This window comes from Nocardia sp. NPDC023852 (assembly GCF_040639505.1).
Lineage (GTDB): Bacteria > Actinomycetota > Actinomycetes > Mycobacteriales > Mycobacteriaceae > Nocardia.
On record NZ_JBFAAB010000002.1, the window covers coordinates 730,676 to 750,905 of the forward strand.

Sequence of the window (20,230 nt, forward strand, 5' to 3'; positions counted from 1 at the left end):
GCGAAAGATGCTGTCGCACAGCGGTTTTCACTACACGGGGTCCCGGTAGTAATCGGACGAAAAACAACGACAATGGCTTGACCAGCGGAGATAGCGAGCTCCTGGTTTGTCCTGCGGGGCATCGTGATTGGTGGTTGGCTGGGCTGCCGATGAGGTTGGTCGGCGTGCTGGAGGTCGGGTTTCGTGGCGATGCAGGTGTTCGCGACCGAGGAGTTGGCGCGGCTGCGTGAGTTCCCGGATATCAGCCGCGAGGAGTTGTTCCGGCACTTCACGCTCACTCCGGCTGACATCGCCTTTCTGACGCCGGGACGCGGGCGCGGCCCGGCGGAGCGGCTGGGTTTGTCGGTGGCGTTGTGCGCTCTGCCGTGGTTGGGGTTCGTGCCGGACAAGGTGGCTGCCGCGCCTGTGGTGGCCGTGGCGCGGTTGGCGCAGCAACTGGATGTTGATGCGTCGCTGATCCGTTCGTACGGCAAGCGGGCGCAGACGCGCACCGAGCACCTGCGATTGGCGGCTCAGTATCTGGGTTGGCGGTCGGCCGGTGCGCTGGAACTCAAGGAGTTGGACGAGTTCTTGCTGGCGCGGGCGATGGAACATGATTCGCCGACACTGCTGTTCCGGTTGGGGTGTGAGTATCTGCTCTCGGCGCGGGTGATCCGCCCCAGCCCCGATACCGTCGTGCGCCGCGTCGTGCATGCTCGTGAACAAGCACAACGGGAGACCTACGATCGACTCGCGCACGAGCTGACTCCGCAACGACGCGCCGAGCTGGACCGGTTGCTGGTCATCGATGCCTCGATTCGGATGTCGCGGCTGCGGTGGTTGTCCACCGGACCGGTGGAGGCGTCGGCGGCCGCGGTAAAGAACGAGGTCGAGAAGCTGGGGTTCGTTCGTGGTCTGGGGGCGGACACCCTGGATTTGTCGGTGCTTCCGGCCGAGCGCCGCCGGTTCCTGGCCACGCTGGGTCGCCGCCTGACCGGTCAAGCACTGGAGCGCCGTGATCCCGAGCGTCGGTATCCGATCTTGTTGACGGTGCTGGCGCAGTCTGCCGCCGAGGTACTTGATGAGGTGGTGGCGCTGTTCGACCAGGCGGTGTCGGCGAAGTTCAGTGCCGCCGAGAACCGGATGCGCGAGGAACTGGTCGAACGCGGCAAGAGCGGAGAGGACCGGCAGGCGCTGCTGGACGAGCTGCTCGCGGTCATCACCGACCCGCAGGTTCCCGACGAGGACGTGGGGGCGTTGATCCGGGGTGAGGGCATCGGGTGGGAACGGTTGCGGGCCGCGATCGCCCAGGCCCGGCCGCGGCTGCCGCGTGATCACGGGCACCTGGCCGCTCTCGATGGGTCGTATTCGTATCTGCGGAAGTTCACTCCGGCGGTGTTGTCGGCGGTGCACTTCGCCGGCGGAACTTCGGCGACGGAGTTGCTGATCGCGGTGAACATGTTGCGCGAGCTCAACGCGACAGGTCGCCGGAAGGTGTTCGACGACGCGCCCACAGGATTCGTGCCGACCAAGTGGCGGGGCTATCTCGACGAAGCACGTAAGACCGGGAATACTGTGGCCTACCGACACTTTTGGGAGTTGTGTGTGCTGCTCGGGCTGCGGGACGGGCTGCGTAGTGGGGATGTGTTCGTTCCAGGGTCGCGGCGCTACGCCGATCCAGCCGCCTACCTGCTCACTCGGCAGCAGTGGGAGCCCCAACGCGGCGAGTTCTGCCGCCTGGTCGACAAACCGGCTGATCCGGCTCGTGCGTTGGCCGTACTGTCCGATGAGTGGGGTGAGGCCGTCAGCGAACTGGAGCAGATGCTCACAGCCGGTGACGGGCCGGTGCGCCTGGACGAGGCCGGTGATCTGGTGATCTCACCGTTGACCGCCGAGGACATTCCGACCGAGGCGATCACGTTGAAGGCTGAGTTGACCGAGATGCTGCCGTTCGCGCCGATCGTGTCGTTGCTGATCGAGCTGGACAAACGCACCGGCTACCTGGACTGCTTCACCCACGCCGGCGGCAAACAGGCCCGCAGCCCGGAACTCAAACGCAATCTGATCGCGGTGCTGCTGGCCTACTCCACGAACCTGGGGCTCACTCGGATGGCCGAAGCCAGCGGCATCACCTACGACATCCTGGCCTGGACCGCGGAATGGTATGTGCGCGAGGAAACGCTGCGCGCGGCGAATCTCGCGATCATCGGCTACCACCAAAGACTGCCGCTGACAGCGGCTTTCGGAACAGGAACCCTGTCATCCAGTGACGGTCAGCGGTTCCCGACGCGCGGCAAGTCGACCACTGCTCGCACTGTGCCTCAATTCTTCGCTGACCAGGGCTTATCGACCTACACCCACGTCACTGATCAGCACACCACCTACGGCACCAAGATCATCGTCACCACCCGCCGCGAAGCCCACTACGTACTCGATGAAATCCTGGGCAACGCAACCGATCTGCCGATCACCGAGCATGCGACAGATACCCACGGGGTCACCCTGGTCAACTTTGCGCTGTTCGACCTGCTCGGGATGCAGTTGTCCCCACGTATCCGGGATCTGGGCAAGATCACCCTGTACCGGCCGGTGCCGCGCGTCGATGCCGACGCGCGGTTCCCGCATGCGGGACCGCTGCTGACCCGCAAGTTGAATCTGGACTTGATCGCCGAGCATTACGACGACCTGCTCAGGTTGGCCGGGTCGCTGAAGTTCGGGCACGCCACCGCGTCGCTGCTGGTCGGCAAGCTGTCGGCCTCGGGTCGACAGAATGCTCTGGCAGCGGCGCTCAAGGAGTACGGTGCGATGCGCCGCACCATCTACGCCTGCCGGTACCTGACCGATCCCGACTACCGGCGCAAGATCTCGCGCCAGCTCAACAAGGGCGAATCCATCCATGCCCTCAAACGCGACCTCACCTACGCTCACGAAGGTGCCTTCCGTGCCCGGCACCTGGAAGCCCAGACCGAGCAGGCATGGTGCCTGACCCTGGCCACTAACGCGGTAATCGCCTGGACCACGGAGTATTACGGGTTGGCGGTCGAACAGATGCGCCGGGCCGGGCGACGGGTTGACGACGATGTCTTGGCCCACATTTCGCCCGCGCACAGCGAGAACATCAATTTCTTCGGGGCGATCGAAGTCGACGTCGACGCCGAACTCGCCGCGCTCGGACCCACCGGCTACCGGCCGCTACGCGTCCGCGACACCTTGTTCTGACCGAACCGTGAGCTGCAACAGCGGGAAGTCGTGTAGAGGATCTCCTCGATGGGGGTGTGATCGGGCTGCGGCTGGGTCGGCGGCGGCATGCCGACCCAGCCGTGGAACCGGCGAATTGCAGGTTTCGCCGGAGACGAAGGCGCGTCAGCGCACGAGCGGAAGGAAGATCGTGTCGACGATCTCCTCGAAGACGTGCTCGGGTACCGATTCGAACGCTGAGAGGATCTCGTGGCGGTCAAACGTCCACTGTGGTGAAGGTACCGACATGGGCCTAGCTTCGTTCGAGCGTGGCTGCTAGTGCTGCGAACGCTTCTTCGGGCTTGTCGGCGAAGAAGCGGATCATGCTGACCTCGGCTTGGGCGCCCAAGGGGCGGGTCAGGGTGACTGGTTCACTCAGTTCGACGACGAGGTTGGTTTGCGACGACACGGCGAGGGCGAACTTCTCATCCTCGAGCACGAACCAGCCGGGTTCGCTGAAGTTGCGGGCCCTGCGCACCGAGGCGATCAGCTCCCGCGGGATCCGCAAGTCGAAGTAGCCGCCCGACCGCAGTCGCAACTCGTCCTGCGAGATCACGTGGGGGCGGGTGACCGCAGCGGCGGCGATGGCCAAGCCAATCAGGATTCCGTACACATCGGCGGCCAGGATGATCTTTCGCAGCGGCCCTGGGGCGTCGATCGCGCGCAGCAGCAGGTCCACCGTGACGGCCTCGATCACCATCGCGACCATGAACATCATCATGATGGCGTTCTGCTCGCGGTGATAGGAGACCGGGGTCGTGCCGTCCGGGACGCCGTGCCTGCGGCGCGCAGCGAACAGGAACAAACTGACCAGCGCCTTGAAGTCGAATCCGACGATCCGGCGCACCTTCAACGGCACCAGATCCTCATAAGCGGCGCGCGCCGCTGTACGCCCGCTCAGCCCGGACTGGCGGTGCCCGCGCCACAGCCAGGCCGCGACCGCCGCCTCGAAGACGAGCAGGGCGAGCACAACAGCCTCGGTGCAGACGGTCACCGCGCGCGGCAACTCGACCCCGGCAATCAGCAGGATCAGGATCAGGACCTCGCCCGGCAGGACAGCGAAGATGGCGGCACGCGCGACGCGCAGCATCGGAACCTCTCTTTCAGTCTTTCAGCAGGTGGCCGAGGCGTTCGAACACCTCGGCCTGAGCAGGGGAGAACTCGTCCAGGACGGTCCGGCTCCAGGGGACGTCCAGGTTCTGGATCATGGTTTCGATCACAGGGGCGGGCAGGTGCGCCGCCAGATCCCGGGCCAGCAGGTCGATCCGAGGATCGTCAGTCGGCGCGTCCTGCAGCTCGTCCAGCCGGGCGTATAGGGCATGGCTGCGGGCAACAGCCTCTGGCTCGGTCAGCGGCTTCAGCAGCTCCATGAAGGCGCTACCCTGCTCGAGGCCCGACACAAGGGCGAGCATCTCCCGGTCCATTTCGGCAAACCGGGAGGTGCCGGGCGCAACACTCCTCAGAACGGCCGCGGCCTCGGGTGGCAACGTGGGGTCGGCATCCAGGTCGGCTAGGGCCAGCAGCCCGGCCAGCTTTTCCCGCCGCACCCGCAGCGCTTCTTGCTGCCCGGCGAGATCGGTGTCCAGCTCCAGCAAGACCTCCCGCAGCTCCCGCCCTTGATCGTCGGCCAGAACATCCCTGACCTCGTCCAGCGAAAGCCCCAGCTCAGCGAGCCGCCGCACGCGGGCCAGCAGCACAGCGTCCCTCAGCCCGTACTCCCGGTAGCCGTTAACAAGACGCTCGGGCTCGGACAGCACACCAATGTGGTGATAGTGCCGCACCGTCCGGGTCGACACCCCGACTAGCCGCGCAAGCTCTCCAATCCGCATACCACCATTAGAAACGTTAACGCTACGTCAGGGTCAAACCCCCGCCGGGCCGACCTATTGTGGTGCCGGTAAGAATCGTGTCACCTGGTACATGAAGCGTTGCTGCTCTCTTGATCCCGCACCTTTGGAGTGCCCGACGGTGACGAGTCGACCGCAGCCGGAGTGGGCGGAAACGATCGTTTCTGTCCCACAACGACATCGCGGCCAGGTCGTCGTATCCGCCCAGCTCACCGCCGACCCGATTCGGGCCAGAACTCGTGTGCGGTATCTACGCGACGGATCCGCAGGTGTCAGCCCTTTATGGGACAGTTCCGGGCATGGCTCGGTTCGGGTACGCGCGGGTGTCGACTCGCGGGCAGAAAGACGATTCCCAGATCGACGCGCTCACCGCAGCCAGGTGCGAGCGGATCTGGGTGGACAAAGCCTCTGGCAAGCTCGCCCGGCGGCCGGAGTGGGACAAATGCTTCGAGTACCTGCGCTGCGGTGACGAACTGGTCATCACCCGGCTCTCGCGTCCGTTCCGCTCGGTACGGCACATGACCGAACTCGCCGCCCAACTCGACGAACGTGGTATCGATCTGGTCGTGCTCAAACAAGGCATCGATACCACGACGCCTGCAGGACGGTTCCTGTTCCACGTCATCGCCGCGATGGACGAGATGCTCGCCGACCTGATCAGCGAAGGCACCCTCGAAGGACTCGAATCCGCGCGCGCCCGAGGACGAGTCGGCGGCCGGCCACCCGCTCTCACCGAGTTGCAAGCCCTCAAGGCCCGCGAGATGTACGACGAACGCGACAACCATGGCAAACGCAAATACACCGTCGCTCAGATCGCCGATACCTTCGGCGTCTCCCGCAAAACCATCTACCGCCACCTCGAACCCGCCTGACCGCAACGGCCGCGTGCGACTCAAGCCAGCCACAAGACTCCAGGGCTATCACCGCTGGTCAAGCCATTGTCGTTGTTTTTCGTCCGATTACTACCGGAACCCCTACACCGCCAAGCGTGTTCCCGGCCCTTCGGCTCCACCCCGCACGCCGTCTCCACACAGATGGCCGACATCAATGACCACAAGGACGCATGTCAGCGATACCGCATGCCCGCTCCGTAGCAGACTGTCCAACCCGGAGGACCGATTAAAACCCTCCGCTATACCTGGGGGCTCCACCGCGTGCGGGCGACACGGCTCCGGGTTCCTGCGTGTCACCTACGGCGTTGTGGCTATGAGGTTTCCGCGTCACCCCGGACCGGCCAGCATAATCCTGCCGTACCGGTCAGCCGGTCCCTATCAACTCTCGATGTCTGCGGCGATCTTTACCCCCGCCTCACGGAGTTCGTCCAGGGCCCGATCGATGCTGGCGGGGGAGACGCCGGCGGACAGGCCCAGGAGCACTCGGGTGTCGAACCCCGCGATGCGGGCATCCAAGGCGGTGGCGCGAACGCAGTGGTCGGTGGCGATGCCGCAGACATCCACGGTGTCGATTCCCTTGGTGCGTAACCAGTCCGCGAGGGCAATGCCGTCTTTGGTGGCGCCTTCGAACCCGGAATAGGCGGCGGCGTGGGCGCCCTTGAAGAAGACCTCGTCGATCGGCGCGGTATCCAGGTTCGGGTGGAAGTCGGCACCGGGGGTGGCGGCTCGGCAGTGTGGCGGCCACGTGTCGATGAAGTTCGGGTTGTCGGAGAAGTGCGCACCAGGGTCGATGTGGTAGTCGCGGGTGGCGGTTATCGCGGCGTAATCGCTGACGCGCAGATACTCGCTGATCCGTTCGGCCAACACAGCCCCACCTGCGACGGCCACCGAACCGCCCTCGCAGAAGTCGTTCTGTACGTCGACGATGATGAGAGCTCTGCTCATGGTGCCCCCTGAATCGGTCCGCAACGATTTTCGGCCTGCACCGAGTGTAAGGGTAATCAGCACTGCATATCGCCGAACACGCGCGCGTCCGGCCCATGACTGTTCGTCTCGGTCGAGCACTTCGCGCGCACCACCACCGGCCTCGCATAACGCTGAAGCGTGAATCCTGGTCGGGTCGTGACGGGATGAAGCGGCGCAGCGAGGTCGGGCGCGGTGGGCATGGGTTGGTGCAGGCTCACGCGGGCGCCCCCGGTGTTGCCTTCGGGGTAACGCCCGGCCAGTGATCCGGGGGTAGTCAGTCGCAGCAGGCGCAGTCGTGCCCGGAGGCAACGGTCTCGCCGAGTGCGGCGGTCGGTGCCGGGCAGCAGGGGTCGCCCTTCCAGGCGTTGATGCCTTCCTTCGCCGCTATGGCGGCGATGACCAGCGCGGCGGTCGGGTCGGCCCACGACCAGCCGAACAGGCTGTTGAGCAACAGTCCGATCAGCAGGACCGCCGACAGGTAGGTGCACAGCAGGGTCTGTTTGGAGTCGGCGACCGCGGAGGCGGAGCCCAGTTCACGGCCAGCGCGGCGTTGTGCGGCCGACAGCACCGGCATGATGACCAGGCTGACCGCGGCGAGCCCGATGCCGATCGTCGAGTGCTCGACGTCGCCGATGCCGAGCAGGCCGCGGATCGACTCGATGGTGACGTAGGCGGCGAGGGTGAAGAACGAGAACGCGATGATCCGTAGCGCGATTTTCTCCCGTTTATCCGGATCGCGGCCGGCGAACTGCCAGGCCACCGCGGCCGCGGAGGACACCTCGATCACCGAATCCAGCCCGAACCCGATCAGCGCGGTCGAGGACACCCGGGTGCCCTCGGTGAGGGCGATGATCGCCTCGATCACGTTGTAGGTGATGGTCGCGGCGACCAGCCAGCGGATCCGTCGCGCCAGCAGCGCTCTTCGGGCCGGGCTCCGGCCGAGTGAGACCGCGGACGGCGAGGGCATACCGAGCGAGGTCATCAGCAGCATGCCGCCGTATCGGCGTCAGGGCAGCAGGTCGGGTCCACCGCCAGCACCAGCCCCAGCAGGTCATCCAGTGCGGTCGCGATGCGCGCGTCGGCCAGCTCGTAACGGCTGCGCCGGCCTTCCGGTACCGCGACCACCAGCCCGCATCCCCGCAGACACGCCAGGTGGTTGGACAGGATCTGGCGGGTCACTCCGATCCGCTCGGCCAGCTCCGACGGATACCCCGGCGCCCGGCGCAGATTCAACAAGATCTGGGTGCGGGTCGGGTCCGACAGCGCGTGCCCGAACCGGGCCAACGCGTCGATGTGCAGTACCGCGGTCGTCTCCATACTCAAACAGTACACAAGAATCTGTATTCAGAAAAGGATGAACTTTCAACTTCGGGTATCGAGATCTCACGGTGGTTCTCGCGTTCACTGCTAACCGCTGGAGGAGTGAGGCGCCCAGCTATGCCCCTGCGATATCGCCACGGCTACGCCGCAGGCTTTCACCATGGCCTTCGGGGCCGACGACCTGAACCGACCCCGAGTTCGCAACGCCGAAAGGTGTTGGTGCGCATCGCAGACAGCCGGAATCCACCGGGTTTTGGAGCTGGCGGGAGACTCGAGGGGCGTTAGAACACTGGTTCCTCGCGTACTCCTTCTCCTCATGCTTACCGAACCCGAACCATCCGGTGGTGCTGGTCCGTCCCGCCGTTGTCGGGGCTGCTTGCCACCCGTCCCGGCGTCTCCCGGTTCGGGTTGCCCCAGCTTCGTTATGCTGCTGCGACAGCGCAACGGTGCTGCCCTGCGATGTGAAGGAGGCCGCCTGAGATGGCCGGACGCCCGTTGTCCGTCGCGGAATGCGACCGCCTCTGGCAAGCCTGGACTCCCGCCGAAGCCGCCGAACGGCTCTCGGGCACCCCGCCATGCTGGTATGTCGCAGCCGGGTGGGCGCTGGACCTGTTTGTCGGCGGCCTCGGACGTGCACACTCCGATCTCGAAATCGGAGTCCCGCGTGAGCGATTCGGTGAGATTCTGGACGCGTTCCCCGGCTTCGAATGGGACGTCGTCGGCGACGGGTGCGCCTGGCCGTTTCCTGAGGAAGCGGACAGTCAGCATCAGACATGGCTGCGCGAACCGGCGACCGGGCTGTATCGCCTCGATGTGTTCCGCGAGCCGCACCTGGGCGATCGATGGGTGTGCCGCCGCGCCGCCTCGATTACCTTGCCCTACGACGAGCTGATTCTCCGCACCGCCGATGGCATCCCATACGTGATTCCTGAGGTCGTTCTCCTGTTCAAGGCGAAAGCCCGGCGAGCCAAAGACGAGACGGACTTCCTGCGCGCGCTTCCCACTATGAACCGATCGCGGCGATCCCGACTATCCGGGTGGCTATCGCGAGTGCACCCCGGCCATCCCTGGCTGGAAACACTCTCGAACCACAGGTATTGACAATTGCTCGGCTTTCTCCGCAGGTGATCGTTGCTCCCAGTCTTGCCGACGCGGATGATGCACGCGCCGTGCGTGACCGTTCCTCGAAAGCGAGCGATCTGTAAGTACTCACCAAATATGTTCTGGGACAAGCAAACTGGCTGCTATCCTGGGTCTGATCTTTGACAATCGGGCGAAGGTGGGTTCAGCATGCTGGCGAGCCTGGTTGAAACCGTTGGATCGATGATCAGACCCTTGCGGTGAACCCGAACGAGGTGGGTGCCGTTGTGGACGCGGTGCTCACCGGCTTCCTGGACGACAAGGATCACCGGTCACCCGCTGTCGAACTGCTCTATTTCAGTGGGCAGTTGCGCGGCCTGCTTTCCGCTGGTGGTAAGCGCTTTCGGCGACGCGCTGCAATTCGGCGGCGGAGGCATTGCACACCGACCATCTGCACCCGGCCGCCGTGGCGGTGCTGCATCAATTCGCCGCCGCCGCGACCTCGCGCGCGGTCTGACCACAGAACGGCGGTCCACCGCACATGCCAACCGAGAAGAACGCCTACGCGCCAGGATCCCCCGCCATCTTCTGCCCCCTGCCCAGACCACCGGTGCGCCAGGCGGATGCCCTGCTCGACGACACTGTGACGTGGATCCGGAAAATCGGCTTCGCCCGCGATGACAAACATGCCAGGTTGCTGGCCGCCGCCGGGGTCGGCTACACGATGTACGTCTGCCACTACGCCCGCCCGGAACTGCTGGAGCACCTGTGCCGATACAGCGCGTGGGGCTTCCACCTCGACGACATCTCCGAGTCGCCGCGATACACCGAACGGCTGCCCGATTTAGCCCTCCTGCTGGCCCGGCTGACCCGGATTGTCGAGGTCCCCGCAAGCCACCCTTGGGGCCAGGACCCATTTCTCGACGCTGGGCGCGACCTCCTCACCTGTCTCGGGCGGCACGCGAGCCCGACTTTGATGCGGCGTTTGAGCGACTCTTTCCGGCAGTGGATGTTCGGCAATCTGACCGAGGTATCGCAACGCAGCCTCGGACACCCAGCTGACCTCGACGCCTACCTGCGGCTGCGCGCTGGAGCCGTCGGCGGCGAACACGGCGTAGCCGTGGGCGAAGTCGCACTGGGGGTGGAGCTTTCGAGCCAGGAGCGTGACCAGCCCGCGGTCCGCGCCGCCTGCGAGGCGGCGATTCTGACAGCCGCACTCGACAACGACCGGTACTCCCTCGCCAAATCCGTGCAACTCGACGAAGACAGCCCCGACATCTTCACCATGATCCAACGCGAGAACCCCGCCCTGTCCTTCGTCGAAACGCTGGCCGCCGCCGTCGCGGTCCGTGACCGGTGCTTCTCCCGCTACCTGACTCTACGCACCCGACTCCACCGCGACGGCAGCACCGAGCTGCGCCGCTACTTCACAGTCCTGGATGCCCTCGTCGCCGGCAACCTCGTCTTCGGCTCCATCGCCACCCGCTACCTCTTCCCCGACAGCCCCACCACGGACCTCCCGTGGACCGACACCCCCAGCGACTCCAACCCAGACCCCCTGCCACTGCCCGCCATCGCCTGGTGGTGGGACGTCTAGACCAGCACGGGATTTCCAGGAACGGTATTCACCGATCATGGACTGGCCGAATCTTGGGCGGATATGGGCGTGAATCGGATTACCAACTGTCAGCCTGAATTCGCAGGACTGGCCGGATAGTCGTCAGGAAATGTCTGGTATGGGGCTACTCTGACGCCTTTCGAGTGCCGGGCGGATACGACGCTGGGGTGTACCTCTACTCCACACTGGCCGCTGATCTGCGCGGCATCAAAATCGGCCGATCACAACATCTTCGGCGTGATGTGGTGTCGAATTGCCATTGATCAGCGGCGTCGGATGACCGCTGTACTCAGTCAGGAGTTCCCCGCGTGCCACGTGAAATCGATTCGGCTGTCTTCCCGCATCTGGATGCGGACCTGGGCCGCGTCCGTGACGTTCTCGGCCCCGTGGAGTTCCGGGGCAGGCCCGAGTTGACCGCGCTCACCGACGAAGGACCCGATACCTCTCGCCGCCTGGTCCGTCCCACTCTGACGTTGCTGTCGTACTACCTGCTCACCGATCCCACGGTACCGGCCGACGACCGGGTGGTGCGCGCCGCTGCCGGCGTCGAGTTGCTGCATCTGGGTTCGCTCTACCACGACGACGTCATCGATCACGCCTACCAGCGACGCGGGCGCCCCAACGCCAACGCGGTGTGGGGATCGCACATGGCCGTACTGGGTGGAGACTCCGTGACGACCGCGGGCATGCGCATGCTGATCGAACTCGGCCAGCGCGAAGGGCTCGCAGGAACGACCGCGAGTGAGCAGATGTGCGCGGGCATGGTTGTCGAGGCCGCCGACCAATACGTGGCCTCCCGCAGCGAGCAGGCCTACCTGGACACGATAGACGGCAAAACAGCGGCACTGCTGTCGCTGGCATGCCAGGTGGGCGCGATGCAAGCCAGCCGCCCCGAGGATGCAGAAGAGGCGTTGGCCCTGTTCGGCCGACACTTCGGGCTGGCCTACCAGCTGTATGACGACATCCTCGATCTGACCTCGACCGCCGAAGAAATGGGCAAGCCCGTCAACGCAGATCTATCTGAAGGCATCTACACACTTCCCGTGATCCGCGCCGCCGCCCGCGACCAGGACCTTGCCCGCCTGCTGCGCAGAGCAATGACGGGTGAGCAAGCCGCACGTGCCTGTGAGCTCGTCATCGCCTCCGGTGCCGTGGACCAAGCACAAGCGGTGGTCGATGAATTCATGGACCAGGCTGCCGGTCAGTTCGCTGACCTGCCCGTTGACCTGAGCGCCCGCCACGCGATGATCGCCTACGCCCGGTCCATACTCGACCGGCGAACTCCGCTGCGCGCGGTCCCCCGGCAGTCGACGCAGCCATCCCGAGCCCACGGTGCTGGGCTCCCGCCGCAGCTCGCGCAATGGCTGAGGAGCTGGCTGGTAGACACCGGCCTTGCCCTCACCCCGGCCGAGGCCGACTACCACCGGTGGACAGGACTGTTCCGGGTCCCGGTACAGGCCGCCCTGGCCCTGACGGGCGCGGCCCGTGAACAGACCGCCGCCGGTACGCTCACGCTGGTCCTTGTGTGGGATGACCTGTTCGAGGATCCGCAGCTGAGGGACCCGGAAGCGGTGACCGCGCTGAAGCGTGGCTTGGTGGCCATGCTGCGCCAGGACCCGTCGGTACCGTGGAGGTCTGGCGCGATCCCGACGGCGTGGGCGAGTTTGTGGCCGCGCCTGTGCGAGGGCCGCACCACTCGCTGGCAGGAGTGGTTCCTCGACGACCTCGAGGAGTGGTGCGAAGCCGCCGAACGCGAAGCGCACCATCGCATCAATGGCTACATCCCGTCCACTGCTGACTACCTGCCGCTACGGATGTCTACCAGTGGGTTCAACACCGCTCTCGCCTGCATGGAGGTGTACCAGGACCGGGAACTGCCCCCGAAGCTGCGTAACCACCCCGTGATCCGCCGTCTCGAGGAACTCGTCTGCTTTGTGGGCCTCGTGGAGAACGACATGGTGGGGTTGGATCAGGACGAGGCTGACCAAGTCCCCTACAACCTGGTGCGGGCGGTCCGTCACGAGATCGGCTGCACCCGCGGCGAAGCCGTCGAGCAGGTGCAGCGCCAGGTGGCGGATCAGCGCGCCCAACTCGAGGCGGTGATCCGTTACGTCCCCGCGCTGCTGCGCGTGCTTCCCGGCCTGTCGGGCCAGTGGAAAGAGTACGCGGAGTTGTACGGGAAGCTGACGGATGCGACGCTCGTGTTACATCAGAGCGATCGGTACAAGCAAACCTCCGCTTCCGCAGCTTCTGCAGCGCCGGACTTGGAACGCTTGCGGCGTGAGATCTACCTCCCGGCCGCCGAACCGGCTCCTACCGTGGCGTAACCCCCGGCCACCTTATTCGTGGCCCTGACACGGACCGACGGTCGCCGGCGAAAGACGTTGTCTCGACGCCGTTCCGGCCGGTTACTGGTGGGGTGTCAGGTCATATCCCCGACCGGATACGTGGAGAACCGGCTGGATTGCGCTGTCAAGCGGGGCAGCAGATCCAGTACGGGCGAACCTGTGGAATCACCGGCGGGACAGTTCTTGTCATAGACCGCGCCTCCAGCCGTGCGGGAGCCGCAATCGCGCTATGGTGCCAATGTGCTGTTGTATCCAGCTTCGAAGGGGGAATTCGCCCCATGATCGGGTCAGATCACGTCTTCTATCCGTGGAGCGCTCAGGCCGAGTTGAATCCGGTGCCGATCACCGGGGCATCCGGGTCGTACTTCTGGGATGCCGCCGGCAAACGCTACCTCGACTTCTCCTCTCAGCTTGTCAACGTCAACATCGGCCATCAGCATCCCGACCTCGTCGCCGCGATCGTGGCGCAGGCACAGCGACTCACCACCATCTCGCCGACCGTCGGTAACGAGGCGCGCAGCGAGCTGGCGCGCTTGATCGTCGAACGGGCGCCCGGCGAGCTGAACCGGATCCTGTTCACCACCGGCGGCGCGGAAGCCGTCGAGCATGCGGTGCGCCTGGCTCGCAGCTACACCGGGCGCACGAAAATGCTCGCGGCGTACCGGTCTTACCACGGCGGCACCGGCGTCGCGATCGGCCTGACCGGTGAACCGCGCCGTTGGGGCGCGGAGCCGACCAACGTCGACGTGGTGCGGTTCTTCGGACCATATCCGTATCGTTCGCCGTGGGCCACCGCCACTCCCGAGGAGGAGACCGCCGCCGCGCTGGCCCATCTGCGGCAGGTGATCGAACTGGAGGGTCCGCAACACATCGCGGGTCTGATCTTGGAGACGGTGGTCGGCACCAACGGCGTGCTCGTGCCGCCGCCCGGATATCTCGCGGGGGTGCGCGCCCTGTGCGACGAATTCGGCATCGTCTACATCGCCGACGAGGTGATGGTCGGGTTCGGCCGGGTGGGCGAGTGGTTCGCGGTGCAGGCGTTCGGCGTCGCACCGGATCTGATCACATTCGCCAAGGGCGTGAACTCCGGTTACGTCCCGCTCGGTGGCGTGCTCATGGCGGAACGAATCGCCCAGCGGTATGACCACACGGTGTATCCGGGTGGTCTCACCTACGCTGGACACCCGCTCGCCTGCGCGGCGGGCGTCGCCTCGATCGAAGTATTCGAGCGGGACGGCATCCTGGACCATGTGCGCTCGGTAGGCGCCGACGTGCTCGGAAAAGGTTTGCGGGAATTGGCCGCCCGTCATCCGAGCGTCGGCGACGTGCGCGGGCTCGGCTTCTTCTGGGCGCTGGAACTGGTGCGCGACCCACACACTCGGCAGCCGCTGGTCCCGTTCGCCGCGGCGGGCACGGCCGCCGAACCGATGGCAGCGGTCACCGCGGCGGCCAAGGACCGCGGGCTGTGGCCGTTCAACGCGGGCAACCGTTTCCAGATCGCACCGCCGCTCACCACGACGGCGGACGAGCTGCGGGCCGGCCTGGAGATCGTCGACGAGGTGCTCGAGGTAGCCGACGGCTACGTCCAGGGGGGCTGATCCGGCTTCAGTGCGGCGTCAGCTCGACCACGACGCCGCCCTGCTGCCAGGTCTGGTAGATGTCGGCTTTCGACGGCGAACCGTCGGCGGTGCGGCCGATGCCGTTGAACTTCGCGTTCTGCCGGTTGTCCCGTGCGATGATCTCGTAGAGCCGCAGCACGTCGGCCTCGGCGGTGTGGACGACCGGGTCGAACGTGCGTGGTCTCCCGCCGAACGATGCCTGCACCGGGGCGCCTGCGAGCAGGTTCTTGACCCAGGGGCGCTGGGCCGTGCCGATGAGCAGTGTCTTCCCATGCTTCGTGTAGGCCAGTGGCACATCGTAGACGGTGCCCGACTTGCGCCCGACGACGTGCAGGATCATCAGTCTATTGCCGACGACGCCGGAGATCCCCGGGACACGGAGCAGCGTCCGCACGAGCCCGTTCACTACCCTCTGATACGACGGAATGGGTTCCGGGCCGGACGTGGTCGGTGTGCCGTAAGGGTTTTCGGGCAGGGGTTCCGCGGTCATGACTGCGCCTCGCCGGCGCTCGGCTCCGCCATGACCGAGAACTCGGCTGTCTTTGTTCGCTCGCGCATGGCTCCAGTATCGAACAGCGCGTCCGGATCCGCCCCGCGGTGGCCGAGACTCGCCAGCGTGGCGGCCGGTTCTCCGGGGCGACCGGGTGCCGTCGCGCTGGTGGCCGCTGTGGCCCTCGGTACCCTACGTGCATGACCTCCCGGCAGACAGAGATCTGGCACAACCCGCGGTGCAGCAAGAGCCGTAACGCCACCGCATTCCTCGATGAGACGGGCGTCGAATACTCGGTGCGCAAATACCTCGATGAGCCACCGACCGCTGCCGAGCTGCGTGACGTGCTGCGGCGGCTCGGCGCCGAACCGTGGGACATCACCCGTATCGGCGAGCAGATCGCCAAGGATCTGGGAATGGCGAGCTGGGGGCGCACCGCCGAGGACCGGGACCGGTGGATCGAGGCGCTGGCCGAACACCCGAAGCTGATTCAGCGCCCCATTGTGCTGACCGCGGACGGCGGCGCCGTCGTCGCCCGGGACGACGCCGCGCTCGGGGTGATCCCTGGGCGCTGATCCGGCCGAGCTTTTCTTCGGAATAGGGCGGTAGGGTCGGCGGACATGAAGGTACAACTGCGGCACAACCCCGCCTCGACCATCGCGCGGTGCTTCCTGGCGGGTGGCGAGCCGATGCGCGTCGAGAGCGGTGCCATGGTCGCCCATTCGGCGGGAGTCACGTTGCAGGCCAAGGCCGAAGGCGGCATCTTGGCTGGATTGAAGCGGTCGGTGCTGGCCGGCGAGTCGTTCTTCGTCTCGACGTTCACCGCGCCGCCGCAGGGCGGGTGGGTGGATGTGGCGCCCGCGCTGCCCGGCGACATGCTGAATCTTCAGATCAGCCCGGATCGTCCGTTCTTCATCAGCCGTGGCGGCTGGATCGCCAACTCGCATGGCGTGCAGGTGGAGAGCAAGTGGGGCGGTTTCGCGAACCTGTTCGGCGGCGAGGGCGGGTTCGGTCTGCGCGCGCACGGCGAGGGCGAGATCGTCGTCGGCGTGTTCGGCGCGATCGATGTCATCGATCTGCAACCGGGGGAGCCGATCACCATCGACACCGGCCATGTGGTGGCTTATGACCTGGCGATGAATTTCACTATCCGCCGGGCAGTTTCGGGCCGGTCGATCCAGTCGCTGAAGTCGGGCGAAGGATTCGTGTTCGACTTCACCGGTCCCGGCCGGGTACTGCTGCAAACCCGCAATCCCGGCGCCTTCGCCGCGTGGGCGGGTTCGGTGACCTCGTCCAGCTGATCCTCTCGGCGGCCCGCCGGCGCTTTCGGCCGGTGGGCCGTTCCGGCCCCAGCCGCGCAGGTGCGCGCTCTACGGTCGGCGGCGGTCTCCGGGTCGAGATAGACGACAGCGCCGTGTGCGGCGCCGACATCGATCCGATGCGGCGCGTCGGATCGGAACGATGACGTGGGTGCCGTGCAGGTGGGCGCCGCTTCCGTCCACCCCCACTATCGGGCTACAGGCCGTGACGATCTGCACCGCGTGATAGGCGTGTAACTCCGTCGAGCCGATCGCCCCCTCCAAGGCCAGGATCTTGGGCCGTAGTAGCGCGGTACCCTGCCGACGTCGAGAAGTCGTTGATGACCACAGGCTTCATCGGTGCTTCCGGCTGACGCGTGTCGCTGGATCCTCCGACGAGACCAGCTTTTTCGACGCCGCGGCAGTCGCACTTCGCCGATCGTCGCCGCTGGTACCGGGGACGAGGTCACCGCGGCCAGGATCCGCCCCGTTGATACCGCCGCGGCTGAAACCACTCGACACCGCTCGGTGGCTGTCAGTCAGTCGGTGACGTCGACGCCGCGCCAGAAGGCGACGTAGTTTTCGATCTGGGCGGCTTCGGATTTCGGGTTGGGGTAGTACCAGGCTGCGTCCGGGTTGGATTCGCCGTCGACCACCACGGTGTAGTAGCTTGCGGTGCCCTTCCAGGGGCAGACCGTGTTGGTGTCGGAGGGCTGGAAGAACTCGGAGTGCACCGAGTCCGGTGGGAAGTAGTGGTTGCCTTCGACGACGATGGTGTCGTCGCTGGTCGCGAGGACGCGGCCGTGCCAGATTGCCGTTGCCATACCCCGATTCTGCCCCAGCCGCGGGAATGCTGGGGGCGGGGCCTAGCGGCGGATTCGGGTTCCGACGCGAATGCCACGAATAGTGTTCGCGGAGATCGCCCGCTGTCTGCCGGGAGCCCTCCGTTCACGGCTGCCGTCGCCTCCGCGTGCTGCCCACGCAGAAGGTTGTCGACCGCGGCGGCGCCCATAACGTCGCCCTGGGATGTCTAGTCGGCATGCAGTCGAAGGCGCCGCCTGACATCGGTACCGCCGGACGTGAGCCGCCACGTCGGTAGCCCGACGGCCCGGCGGGTCCAGCTAGGGCGGCCCGACGCTAGTGCTTGCGCGCGGAGAGACGTTGCTCGGCGCGTGCGATCAGGCATCCGGTCATCGTGGATCTTGGCCACGGTCAAATGGGCGGCCCGGGGATCGTGCTGGATCGAGCCGGAATCCGGGGCGATGGAATTCGACGGCCAGCGCGACCAGTTCGGTCATGTGGCCGCCATCCGTGCCCGCGCGACACATTGCCTCCGCGACCGGGAAAGTCCGAACCTCGAGGATCCGTTCGGCGTCGTCGGGGTTGGTCGGCGCGGAGTCGAGCACCACATCGGCGGTGCACCAGAGCCACGCCTTGTGTGGGTGCGGCTGCCACTCGCGGTACGGTGCCAGGCGATTGCTGGTGGCGTGGTGGGCGCCGAGCCATCGTATCGGGCCGACCGGTCGTGCGCCCGCCTCCTCCCGCAGCTCCCTGCCGACACATTCATCGACGGACTCGCCGCCCTCCCTGGTGCCGCCAGGAACCAGCCAGACGTCGCGATCGTCGCGGCAGAGCACGATCTCGTCGCCGACGAAGCAGACCACATGGACATTGGTGACCAGCCCGTCGAGCGGGAGCTCGGTGGAGAACCGGACGTCCAGACCGCCCCATGCCCAATGCGTCGGCATGTGCAGTAGAGGGTAGCGGTCGGCGAGCGTCACGAAATGACGGTAGCGGGTCCCGGGCGACCTTCGATCCGATGGGTATCCACGTCGAGATCGGCGATCGATGCGGTCGTGTATCGACTGTCCCGTCCTGCGTGGGAGAGGTCCTCCGGAGGTACCACCTGCAGTATTGGAGTCTTACTCCGCCGGTCGCGACGGGTGCGGCCGGGTGCGTCGCCTAGGCTCGACACCATGCAGCGCATCATCGGAATCGAGGTCGAGTACGGCATCTCGACCCCTACCGAGCCGTCGGCCAACCCGATCCTCACCTCCACGCAGGCGGTTCTCGCGTACGCCGCGGCCGAGGGCGTGCCGCGTGCGAAGCGCACTCGCTGGGACTACGAGGTGGAGTCGCCGCTGCGTGACGCGCGCGGATTCGATCTGAGCCGGATGAATGGGCCCGCGCCCGTGATCGACGCCGATGAGGTCGGCGCGGCCAATATGATTCTCACCAATGGCGCCCGGCTCTATGTCGACCACGCGCACCCCGAATACTCTGCGCCCGAGGTCACCGACCCCTTGGACGCGGTCATCTGGGACAAGGCGGGCGAGCGGGTGATGGAGGCCGCCGCACGGCACGCCTCGAGCGTGCCAGGAGCCCCGCGCCTGCAGCTGTACAAGAACAACGTCGACGGCAAGGGCGCCTCCTACGGCACCCACGAGAACTATCTGATGAGCCGCGACACCCCGTTCAACCAGATCATCGTGGGGCTCACCCCGTTTTTCGTGTCCCGCCAGGTGATTTGCGGCTCCGGCCGGGTCGGCATCGGCCAGTCCGGCGACCATGCGGGCTTCCAGCTGTCCCAGCGTTCCGACTACATCGAGGTCGAGGTCGGCCTGGAGACCACGCTCAAGCGCGGCATCATCAACACTCGCGACGAACCGCACGCCGACGCGGACAAGTACCGCAGGCTGCACGTCATCATCGGCGATGCCAACCTGGCCGAGATGTCGACCTACCTCAAGGTCGGCACCACCGCCTTGGTCCTCGACCTCATCGAGGCGGGTGAGGACCTGTCCGACTTGCAGCTGGCCCGCCCGGTCACCGCGGTGCACGCGATCAGCCACGACCCGACCCTGCGGGCCACCGTCGCGCTCGCCGACGGCCGCGAGCTCACCGGTCTCGCGCTGCAGCGCGTCTACCTGGACCGGGTGGTCGAGTTCGTGGACCGCACGGGCAATGACGACAAGCGCGTCCAGGACATCATCGAGAACTGGGCCATGGTGCTCGACCTGCTCGAGCGCGACCCGATGGAGTGCGCGAGCCTGCTCGACTGGCCCGCCAAACTGCATCTGCTCGAGGGCATGCGCAGCCGGGAGGGCCTGGGCTGGGCGGCCCCCAAGCTGCACCTGATGGACCTGCAGTACTCCGACGTGCGCTTGGACAAAGGTCTCTACAACCGCCTGGTCGCGCGCGGCTCGATGAAGCGGTTGATCAACGAGCAGCAGGTCTTGGACGCCATGACCAATCCGCCCACCGACACCCGCGCATACTTCCGCGGCGAATGCCTGCGCCGTTTCGGCGCCGATATCGCCGCGGCGAGCTGGGATTCGGTGATCTTCGATCTGGGCGGCGACTCGCTGGTCCGCATCCCGACTCTCGAGCCGCGTCGCGGCACCAAAGCCCACGTCGGAAAGCTGCTCGACGGTGTCGACACCGCCGCCGACCTGGTCCAACAACTCACCACCTAGACGGTGTGCCCCTCTGGGCGGTGGGCGGAGTGGTTCGCAGCGCCGCAGCGCGGCCATAA

The 20,230-nt window shown here is 66.1% G+C and carries 19 protein-coding genes; 9 read left to right on the forward strand and 10 right to left on the reverse strand.

The features are described from left to right. The first annotated feature begins 183 nt into the window (after positions 1-183). Positions 184-3,198: a Tn3 family transposase gene (locus AB0H00_RS07050; RefSeq protein ID WP_357262039.1), complete on the forward strand. Its 3,015-nt coding sequence runs from the start codon at positions 184-186 to the stop codon at positions 3,196-3,198. A 144-nt stretch (positions 3,199-3,342) separates the two neighbouring features. On the opposite strand, the gene AB0H00_RS07055 is transcribed toward AB0H00_RS07050, so the two are convergent. The 3 genes from AB0H00_RS07055 to AB0H00_RS07065 are packed head-to-tail and all read right to left on the reverse strand — an operon-like array spanning position 3,343 to position 5,045. Further along, on the reverse strand, positions 3,343-3,465 hold the full coding sequence (locus tag AB0H00_RS07055) for a hypothetical protein (protein ID WP_357262041.1): 123 nt from the start codon (positions 3,463-3,465) through the stop codon (positions 3,343-3,345). 4 nt (positions 3,466-3,469) lie between these two features. Continuing rightward, positions 3,470-4,306, reverse strand: a complete 837-nt coding sequence (locus AB0H00_RS07060; RefSeq protein ID WP_357262044.1) for a hypothetical protein — start codon at positions 4,304-4,306, stop codon at positions 3,470-3,472. Between the two features lie 13 nt (positions 4,307-4,319). After that, positions 4,320-5,045, reverse strand: a complete 726-nt coding sequence (locus AB0H00_RS07065; RefSeq protein WP_357262047.1) for a MerR family transcriptional regulator — start codon at positions 5,043-5,045, stop codon at positions 4,320-4,322. A 317-nt stretch (positions 5,046-5,362) separates the two neighbouring features. Here AB0H00_RS07065 and AB0H00_RS07070 point away from each other — a divergent pair, with 317 nt between their 5' ends. Next, on the forward strand, positions 5,363-5,935 hold the full coding sequence (locus tag AB0H00_RS07070; protein WP_357262049.1) for a recombinase family protein: 573 nt from the start codon (positions 5,363-5,365) through the stop codon (positions 5,933-5,935). 399 nt (positions 5,936-6,334) lie between these two features. Here AB0H00_RS07070 and AB0H00_RS07075 read toward each other — a convergent pair whose 3' ends face one another. From AB0H00_RS07075 to AB0H00_RS07090, 4 genes are read right to left on the reverse strand one after another with little or no spacing between them, the layout of a single operon-like run. Further along, entirely contained in the window at positions 6,335-6,901 is a 567-nt protein-coding gene (locus tag AB0H00_RS07075) for a nicotinamidase (RefSeq protein WP_357262053.1), read from the reverse strand. A 56-nt stretch (positions 6,902-6,957) separates the two neighbouring features. Next, the gene (locus tag AB0H00_RS07080) at positions 6,958-7,284 is read right to left on the reverse strand and encodes a DUF3703 domain-containing protein (protein WP_357262443.1); all 327 of its coding nucleotides are present in this window, start codon (positions 7,282-7,284) and stop codon (positions 6,958-6,960) included. Next, positions 7,197-7,904, reverse strand: coding sequence for a cation transporter (locus AB0H00_RS07085; protein WP_357262055.1), 708 nt, complete (start codon positions 7,902-7,904; stop codon positions 7,197-7,199). Before AB0H00_RS07085 ends, AB0H00_RS07080 begins: the two co-directional genes overlap by 88 nt. Then, the gene (locus tag AB0H00_RS07090; protein ID WP_357262058.1) at positions 7,904-8,239 is read right to left on the reverse strand and encodes a metalloregulator ArsR/SmtB family transcription factor; all 336 of its coding nucleotides are present in this window, start codon (positions 8,237-8,239) and stop codon (positions 7,904-7,906) included. The genes AB0H00_RS07085 and AB0H00_RS07090 overlap by 1 nt, the downstream gene beginning before the upstream one ends. A 483-nt stretch (positions 8,240-8,722) precedes the next feature. On the opposite strand from AB0H00_RS07090, the gene AB0H00_RS07095 reads away from it, so the two are divergent. The 4 genes from AB0H00_RS07095 (at position 8,723) to AB0H00_RS07110 (ending at position 14,886) form a co-directional block, all read left to right on the forward strand. Then, positions 8,723-9,343: a hypothetical protein gene (locus AB0H00_RS07095; protein WP_357262061.1), complete on the forward strand. Its 621-nt coding sequence runs from the start codon at positions 8,723-8,725 to the stop codon at positions 9,341-9,343. A gap of 520 nt (positions 9,344-9,863) precedes the next feature. After that, entirely contained in the window at positions 9,864-10,919 is a 1,056-nt protein-coding gene (locus AB0H00_RS07100; protein WP_357262064.1) for a hypothetical protein, read from the forward strand. 329 nt (positions 10,920-11,248) lie between these two features. Further along, on the forward strand, positions 11,249-13,267 hold the full coding sequence (locus AB0H00_RS07105) for a polyprenyl synthetase family protein (RefSeq protein WP_357262067.1): 2,019 nt from the start codon (positions 11,249-11,251) through the stop codon (positions 13,265-13,267). Positions 13,268-13,566: 299 nt separating this feature from the next. Continuing rightward, positions 13,567-14,886, forward strand: coding sequence for an aspartate aminotransferase family protein (locus AB0H00_RS07110; RefSeq protein WP_357262070.1), 1,320 nt, complete (start codon positions 13,567-13,569; stop codon positions 14,884-14,886). Positions 14,887-14,893: 7 nt separating this feature from the next. Here AB0H00_RS07110 and AB0H00_RS07115 read toward each other — a convergent pair whose 3' ends face one another. Continuing rightward, a complete protein-coding gene (locus tag AB0H00_RS07115; RefSeq protein WP_357262073.1) occupies positions 14,894-15,397 on the reverse strand; it encodes a hypothetical protein in 504 nt (167 codons plus the stop codon). 200 nt (positions 15,398-15,597) lie between these two features. Here AB0H00_RS07115 and AB0H00_RS07120 point away from each other — a divergent pair, with 200 nt between their 5' ends. Together AB0H00_RS07120 and AB0H00_RS07125 are read left to right on the forward strand one after the other, a co-directional pair. Continuing rightward, a complete protein-coding gene (locus AB0H00_RS07120) occupies positions 15,598-15,972 on the forward strand; it encodes an arsenate reductase family protein (RefSeq protein WP_357262076.1) in 375 nt (124 codons plus the stop codon). Positions 15,973-16,017: 45 nt separating this feature from the next. Continuing rightward, positions 16,018-16,698, forward strand: coding sequence for a TIGR00266 family protein (locus tag AB0H00_RS07125; protein ID WP_357262080.1), 681 nt, complete (start codon positions 16,018-16,020; stop codon positions 16,696-16,698). A 536-nt stretch (positions 16,699-17,234) separates the two neighbouring features. Here the strand turns inward: AB0H00_RS07125 and AB0H00_RS07130 are convergent. Beyond that, positions 17,235-17,519 carry a DUF427 domain-containing protein gene (locus AB0H00_RS07130; RefSeq protein ID WP_357262083.1) on the reverse strand — a complete coding sequence of 95 codons (285 nt, stop codon included), beginning with the start codon at positions 17,517-17,519 and terminating at the stop codon, positions 17,235-17,237. 366 nt (positions 17,520-17,885) lie between these two features. Further along, entirely contained in the window at positions 17,886-18,476 is a 591-nt protein-coding gene (locus AB0H00_RS07135) for an NUDIX domain-containing protein (protein ID WP_357262086.1), read from the reverse strand. Between the two features lie 195 nt (positions 18,477-18,671). Here AB0H00_RS07135 and dop point away from each other — a divergent pair, with 195 nt between their 5' ends. Beyond that, on the forward strand, positions 18,672-20,171 hold the full coding sequence (gene dop / locus AB0H00_RS07140) for a depupylase/deamidase Dop (RefSeq protein ID WP_357262088.1): 1,500 nt from the start codon (positions 18,672-18,674) through the stop codon (positions 20,169-20,171). Positions 20,172-20,230 lie beyond the last annotated feature (59 nt).